The sequence below is a fragment of the Natronococcus sp. JC468 genome (assembly GCF_012163165.1).
Lineage (GTDB): Archaea > Halobacteriota > Halobacteria > Halobacteriales > Natrialbaceae > Natronococcus > Natronococcus jeotgali.
On sequence record NZ_JAAVUO010000104.1, the window covers coordinates 1 to 1,178 of the forward strand.

General features: G+C 66.9%; 1 protein-coding gene. It reads right to left on the bottom strand.

Annotation, left to right across the window (positions count from 1 at the left end):
• Window positions 1-12: 12 nt before the first annotated feature.
• A complete protein-coding gene (locus GWG54_RS20550) occupies window positions 13-1,008 on the bottom strand; it encodes a glycosyltransferase family 4 protein (protein WP_167939484.1) in 996 nt (331 codons plus the stop codon).
• Window positions 1,009-1,178: the final 170 nt, after the last annotated feature.

Below are 1,178 nucleotides of genomic sequence, written 5' to 3' on the forward strand. Positions count from 1 at the left end.
TCCGATGCGCATTCAGATCAGCTCCTCGTACAGCCGCCGATACTGGTTCGCGACCGTCTCGAGCGAGAACGCCTCGCTGCGCTGGGCCGCGTTCGATCCGAGTCGGTTCCGGAGGGCGGGATCCTCCAGGGCCTCGAGGGCGTCGACGAACTCCTCGAGGGCCGTCTCGTCGTCGTCGGCGTCGACTTTGAGACAGTCCTGGCCGTCCTCGAGCCAGGCGAAGGTCTCGATGTCGCGGACGAGGACGGGCTTGCCGGCGGCCATCGCCTCGAGGAGGGCGATGCCCTCGTTTTCCTCGTGGGTGGGGAAACAGAAGACGTCGCCGGCGGCGTAGGCGCCGCGGATGTCCTCGACGTAGCCGGTAAACGTGCAGTTGTCGGGAGCGGTCTCGATCAGGCGGGTGGTCTCGCGGCCCTTCAGCGAGCGGTCCAGCGGGCCGAACCACGCGAAGTCGAACTCGGGCAGGCGGCGGGCGAGTTCGACGAACGTCTCGAGGCCCTTGCGCTTGATGACGTGGCCGACGAGGAAGACGACGGGCGGTTCGAGGTCGTATCGCTCGCGATACTGCGTCTCGAGGTCGCGAAAGCCCTCGAGTTTCTGGCGGTCGACGCCGTTGGAGACGACCGTCGTGGGCGTGTCCGTGTAGGTCTGGATCAGGTTCTGGTTGTACTGGGAGGGACAGACGAGCGCGTCGGCGAGGCCGTAGGCCCGCTCGAGGTACGGTTTGAGCGGTTTGGCGAGGGCGTTGGTAAAGCGGAAGCTGTCACCGAAGTCCTCGGCGGTGACGTGGGCGTGGGCGAGAACGGGAATCCCCCGCGAGCGGGCGCGGGCGGCGTACCAGACCGAGCGCGGACCCATGAGGTTGCAGTGGAGGAGGTCGGCCTCGAGTGTGGGCTCGGTGGTGTAGGGGATCTCGAGTCGGTCGAGGATTTTACGCTGGTGGACGACGGACTCGCGGATGCCACCGGTGACGTGGTCCCCGAGTTCGAGGTAGTGGCTGATTTTCATGGGACTGGCAGGGGTTACTCGAGTTCGAGCCAGGGGACCTCGACGAGAGGTGGGATGTGGGTTTCGATGTGGTGTTCCCAGACGCCGTGCTCGCCGAAGGCCTCGCCGTGGTCGGCGGTGACGACGACGCGGCCGTCGAGGTCGTCGGCGAGGGCGGCGACCTCCTCGAG

What these genes read in the sequence shown, in the direction of transcription:
- GWG54_RS20550 (WP_167939484.1), bottom strand. Translation starts at nt 1,008, where the DNA reads ATGAAAATCAGCCACTACCTCGAACTCGGGGACCACGTCACCGGTGGC.